A 5,816-nucleotide genomic window follows, 5' to 3' on the forward strand; every position below is an offset into this window, starting at 1 on the left:
GTGTCAGGAGAGCATGATCGAGACGTCGATGTTGCCGCGGGTGGCGTTGGAGTAGGGGCAGACGCGGTGGGCGGCGCCCACGAAGCGGGCCGCCAAGTCCTGGTCGACGAGGGGAAGGGAGACGTTGAGGGCCACGGCGAGGCCGTAGCCCTCAGCGGTGTTGGGGCCGATCCCCACCTTCGCGCTGACCGTCGAGCGGGTGAGGTCGTACCCCGCACGGCGGCCGACCAGCACCAGCGCGTTGTGGAAACAGGCGCTGTAACCGGCGGCGAAGAGCTGCTCCGGGTTGGTGCCCGCACCGCTGCCGCCCATCTCCCGGGGCACGGCGACCTGAACCTCCAGCATCCCGTCCTGGGTTGTGACCCAGCCGTCGCGGCCCCCGTGCGCGGTCGCCTCCGCGACGTAGGAGATCTTCGTGGGCCGGGTCGAGGCGTCAGTGGTCATGGTGCGCCCTTACGGATGGAAGCTGCAGGCAACTACTTCGACGCTCAACGTACCGACCCGTGCGCCCCTTTTGTTACTGGGGGGTAGCTACCGCGGGTATGTCCTGGCGAGGCGTCACGCCACCGGCGCCGTCACCGACCGCGGGTCGAAGCCGAACGGCAGCTCCAGCCGGTGAGCGCGCATCAACTCCGCATCGCACAGCAGGTCCTGGGTACGGCCGTCCGCCGCGATCACCCCGCCGCTCAGCACCACCGACCGCGGGCACAGCTCCAGCGCGTACGGCAGGTCGTGCGTGACCATCAGCACCGTGACGTCCAACGACCGCAGGACGTCCGCGAGTTCGCGCCGCGACGCCGGGTCGAGGTTGGACGACGGCTCGTCGAGGACGAGGATCTCCGGCTCCATGGCGAGCACGGTGGCGACCGCCACCCGCCGCCGCTGCCCGAAGGAAAGGTGGTGCGGTGGGCGGTCCGCAAAGCCCGCCATGCCGACGCGCTCCAGGGCCCGTACGACACGGGCCTCGAGCTCCGGGCCGCGCAGCCCGGCCGCGGCCGGTCCGAAGGCGACGTCCTCACGGACCGTGGGCATGAACAGCTGGTCGTCGGGGTCCTGGAAGACGATGCCGACCCGGCGCCGGATCTCCGCGAGATTCCGCTTCGCGACCGGAAGCCCCGCGACCGTCACCGTGCCCGCGCCGCCCGACAGAATGCCGTTGAGGTGCAGGACGAGCGTGGTCTTGCCCGCGCCGTTCGGGCCGAGCAGCGCGACCCGCTCACCACGCGCGACGGTCAGGTCGACGCCGAAGAGCGCCTGGTGGCCGTCGGGGTAGGCGTACGCGAGGCCGGAGACCTCCAGGGAAGCGGCTGTCGAGCGATCCGGATCCGGCACAGGGTCCATCCCATCGGGCAGAGTCACAGAGTCCATCCCCTCAGGCGGCGTCACAGGGTCCACCCCATCAGGCAGACGGCGAGCGCCGCGACGGGCAGGGCGGCGGCGTACGACCACTGGGCGCGGGTCGCCGCCACATCGTCGATCACCGGCATGCTGCCCGCATAACCGCGGCTGACCATCGCCAGATGCACCCGCTCCCCGCGCTCGTAACTGCGAATGAACAGCGCACCGGCCGACTTGGCCAGGACGCCCCAGTGCCGGACGCCCCGCGCCTCGAAGCCGCGCGAGGCCCGCGCGATCCTCATCCGGCGCATCTCGTCGCCGATCACATCGCCGTAGCGGATCATGAAGGACGCGATCTGGACGAGCAGCGGGGGCATCCGCAGCCGCTGGAGGCCGAGCAGCAGCTCGCGCAGCTCGGTGGTGGCGGCCAGCAGGACGGACGCGGCGACGCCCAGCGTGCCCTTGGCGAGGATGTTCCAGGCGCCCCACAGGCCGGATTCGCTGAGCGAGAGGCCGAGCACCTCGACGTACGGGCCGCTCGCCACGAAGGGGATCAGCACGGCGAAGGCCACGAACGGCACTTCGATGAGCAGCCGCCGCAGCAGGAAGCCCGCCGGGACGCGGGCGGTGGCGGCGACGGCGGCCAGCAGCAGCGCGTAGGCCCCGAACGCCCAGATCGCTTCGCGGGGGGTGGCCACGACCGCCAGGACGAAGCAGAGGACCGCGGCGATCTTGCAGTGCGGAGGGAGCCGGTGCACGGGCGAGTGGCCGTGCCGGTAAAGCTTGTGCGCATGCATCTCAGACATCGCATTCCGAACTCATGGCTCAGCTGTCCCCTGCGCCTGCGGGCGCGGCGGACCCGGAACCCGTGGGCACACCCGGCTCCGCATGCGTACGGCGGCGGATCACCCAGAACACGCCCGTGCCGACGGCCAGCGTCGCGCCGACGCCGATGACGCCCGCGAGGCCGCCGGAGAGGCGGGCGTTGTCGACGTCCTTGGCCTGGTAGTCGGCGAGCGGGGAGCCCTTGGCGGCGTGCTCCTCGGCCTTCTTGTCGATGCCGTGGTCGGCGGCGACCTTCTCCAGACCGTCGGGGCTGGCGGACGCGTAGTAGCTGACGACGCCCGCGAGGAGGAGCGCGGCGAGCACGCCCACGATCCATACGAGCCGGACGCCGCGCGTGGTGGCCCGGCGGCCGGACTCGACGACGGAGGCGGTGGTGCCGGCGGTGTCGGCGCTGCTGTTGGTCGTCTGCGCACCCATCAGGACTTCCGCTCCTCGGTCGGCTGGACGTCCAGGCGCCCGGCGCCCGGCTTCTGGTCTGCGGCGACGGCAGCAGCGAGAGGCGCGGCCGGGGCCGCCGCGGGAGTCGTACGCAGCGTGAGCGGCTGCCGCAGATCGCGGGCTCCGTACACGAGGTCCGGGCGTACGGCGACGACCGCGCCCACCGTCAGGGCGGTGATGGCCGCCTCGCCGAGGCCGATGAGGACGTGCACGCCGACCATGGCGCCGAAGACATTGCCGATCGCCACGTCGGCCGTGCCGCCGAGGGCGTAGAGGCCGGTGAAGGCGACCGCGGCGGCCGGTACGGAGACCAGCGCGGCGGCGAAGGACGCGGCGGTGACCGAGCCGCGGTTCCGCGGCAGGACCTTCACCAGGCCGCGGAAGAGGGCGTACGCGACGGGGACGGTCACCACGGCCATGTCGGTGATGTTGACGCCGAGCGCGGTGAGGCCGCCGTCCGCGAACAGCACGCCCTGCATGAGGAGGACCACGGAGATACAGAGGACACCCGTATACGGGCCGACGAGTATCGCGGCGAGCGCGCCGCCCAGCAGGTGCCCGCTGGTCCCGGCGGCGACGGGGAAGTTCAGCATCTGCACGGCGAAGATGAAGGCGGCGACGAGGCCGGCGAGCGGCGCGGTGCGCTCCTCGAGTTCGCGGCGGGCGCCGCGGAGGCTGATGGCGACCGCGGCGACGGCGACGGCCCCGGTCGCCACGGACACCGGGGCGTTGATGAATCCGTCAGGGACGTGCATGGCGGGTCTCCGCTCTCCTGTCTCCGCAGCTGCGTTCCGCTGTGGGCCGTATCCCGTGCGGGCCGTATCCCGCGCCTGCGGCGAGCACGACCCAACCGTTCGATGATACGGGCTACCTGCGAACTCTTTGCAAGAGCGGGTTCCCCGCGAAAAGGGCGCGAAAGGGGCGTGAAGAGGTCCGCGGCCGCGCAGGGGTGGCGAGCCCGCCCTTCCGGCCAAATCCTGAAGTCATGACCACGGCTGCCGCCGAGCCAACGCCTTCCGAGCCATCGCCCGCCGTCCCGCCCGCGCTGAGCCGCCGCCGTACCAACGCCGTGTTCGTGACGATCGTGCTCGGGCTGATGCTCGCCGCCCTCGACCAGTTGATCATCTCGACCGCGCTGCCGACGATCGTGGCGGAGCTGGGCGGCGCCGGGCACATGGCGTGGGTGGTGACCGCGTACCTGCTCACCGAGACCGTCTCGACGATTCTCGTCGGCAGGTTCGGCGACCTGTTCGGCCGGAAGGTCGTCTTCCAGATCAGCGCGGTCGTCTTCGTCCTGGGCTCGGTCGTGGCGGGCGCGGCGAACAGCATGGCCGTACTGATCACCGGCCGGGCGATCCAGGGAGCGGGCGCGGGCGGCCTCATGGTCACGGCCATGGCGCTCATCGCCGACGTCATCCCGCTGCGGCAGCGCGGCAAGTACCAGGGCGCGCTCGGTGCGATCTTCGGCATCACCACCGTCGCGGGCCCGACCCTCGGCGGGTTCCTCACCGACCAGGCCACCTGGCGCTGGTGCTTCTACGTCAACATCCCGATCGCCGCCGTCATGGTCGTCATGGCGGCCCGTACGATCCCGGCCGTACGGTCGGCCGTGCAGCCGGTGATCGATTACGCGGGCATCGTGTTCGTAGCGATCGGCGCGTCTGCTCTCGTCCTCGCCATTGAGTGGGGCGGCAGGGTCTACCCCTGGAACTCGGCGATCGTCATCGCGCTGCTCGCCGGCTCGACCGCGCTGCTGACCGCCTTCGTCTTCGCGGAGCTGCGGGCCCGGGAGCCGGTGATCCCGATGGACCTCTTCCGGGACCCGGTGTTCACGGTCTGCTCCGTCCTGAGCTTCATCGTCGGCTTCGCCCTGCTCGGCGCCCTCACCTATCTGCCGACGTATCTGCAGTACGTCGACGGGATCACCGCGACCGCGTCCGGGGTGCGGACGCTGCCCCTGGTCGTGGGGCTGCTGGCGACGGCCCTGCTGTCGGGGGAGGTGGTCAGCCGCACCGGCAGGTACCGGATCTTCCCCATCCTCGGCACCGGAACGACCGCGCTCGGCCTGCTGCTGATGGCCACCATGGACGCGACCACCGGGGCCTGGCTGGAGACCCTGTACATGTTCGTGCTGGGCCTCGGGATCGGGCTCACCATGCAGGTGCTGACGATCGCCGTGCAGAACACGGTGCCGTATCACGAGCTGGGGGCCGCTACCTCCGGGGTGACCTTCTTCCGCACGCTCGGCGCGGCCTTCGGCACGGCCGTCTTCGGGAGCCTGTACAGCAGCAGGCTGGAACCGAATCTCGCGCGGGCGCACGCCGAGGCGCCCGGGGTCCCGGACGCCGTCGTGCAGAGCCCGGAGGGCCTGCACCGGCTGCCGGCCGATCAGGCGGCCCCGTTCATCAACGCCTATGCCGAGACGGTGAACGACGTCTTCCTGTGGGTCGTCCCGGTCGCCCTCACCGGCTTCCTGGTGTCGTGGTTCCTGAAGGAGGTGCCGCTGCGCGACAGCGCGCGGGCCGGGGCGCTGGACATCGGCGAGGGGTTCGCGGCACCGGACACGCGGGACGACGAACTGCAGCTGGCGCGGGCCGTGGCAGGCGTGATGCGCAAGGTCGAGGGGCCGCTGACGGTGCAACTGCTCACCGAGTGCGGCAGCCCGCTGTCGGCGGGGGAAGCGTGGGCGCTCGGGCAGATCCACTGGCGGGCCAGGGTGAAGGGCGAGGCGGACCTGGACGCGGTCGCGTCGGCGCACCGGATTCCGGCGGAGGTGCTGGAGCCGGCGTTCCGGCGGGTGGCCGCGGCGGGGTACGCGGAGCTGGACGGGGGCCACCGGCTCCGCCTCACCGCGGCGGGGGAGGCCGAGATCGAGCGGCTGACGACCGCGTGGCGGCACTGGCTCGACGAGCGGCTCGAGGACTGGGATGTCCGCGACCCGGCCGATCGGGCGCGGCTGGACCGGGCGCTGGACCACCTGGCGGCGGAGCTCCTGGAGGAAGCGGAGGCCCAGTACGTACGCACGCCGATGTGACGGCCGCGCCCGGCACCCGGCCCCGGCGGCCCCCAGCCTCGGCCACGCCCGGACAGCCACCCCCGGCCTCGGCCACGCCCTGAACGGCCTCGCCCGGTCCTGACCGCGGATCTTCGTTGGGTTGCGGCCGATTCGGCACCGCCGGTCCGCGCCGCGGGGC

General features: G+C 72.1%; 4 protein-coding genes and 1 pseudogene. 1 reads left to right on the top strand and 4 read right to left on the bottom strand.

Features of this window, described 5'->3' with window-relative positions; all coding sequences use genetic code 11:
- Window positions 1-3: 3 nt before the first annotated feature.
- The 4 genes and pseudogenes from ACTWP8_RS37950 to ACTWP8_RS37965 form a co-directional block, all read right to left on the bottom strand.
- Window positions 4-444: an organic hydroperoxide resistance protein gene (locus tag ACTWP8_RS37950; protein WP_443326606.1), complete on the bottom strand. Its 441-nt coding sequence runs from the start codon at window positions 442-444 to the stop codon at window positions 4-6.
- 114 nt (window positions 445-558) lie between these two features.
- Window positions 559-1,341, bottom strand: a complete 783-nt coding sequence (locus ACTWP8_RS37955; RefSeq protein WP_443326607.1) for an energy-coupling factor ABC transporter ATP-binding protein — start codon at window positions 1,339-1,341, stop codon at window positions 559-561.
- Window positions 1,342-1,382: 41 nt separating this feature from the next.
- The gene (gene cbiQ, locus ACTWP8_RS37960; protein WP_443326608.1) at window positions 1,383-2,144 is read right to left on the bottom strand and encodes a cobalt ECF transporter T component CbiQ; all 762 of its coding nucleotides are present in this window, start codon (window positions 2,142-2,144) and stop codon (window positions 1,383-1,385) included.
- 19 nt (window positions 2,145-2,163) lie between these two features.
- Window positions 2,164-3,377: pseudogene (locus ACTWP8_RS37965) on the bottom strand (energy-coupling factor ABC transporter permease).
- A 230-nt stretch (window positions 3,378-3,607) separates the two neighbouring features.
- Here ACTWP8_RS37965 and ACTWP8_RS37970 point away from each other — a divergent pair.
- Window positions 3,608-5,656, top strand: a complete 2,049-nt coding sequence (locus ACTWP8_RS37970) for a DHA2 family efflux MFS transporter permease subunit (protein WP_443326609.1) — start codon at window positions 3,608-3,610, stop codon at window positions 5,654-5,656.
- Window positions 5,657-5,816 lie beyond the last annotated feature (160 nt).

Source organism: Streptomyces sp. 7N604 (genome assembly GCF_052245475.1).
Classification (GTDB): domain Bacteria; phylum Actinomycetota; class Actinomycetes; order Streptomycetales; family Streptomycetaceae; genus Streptomyces.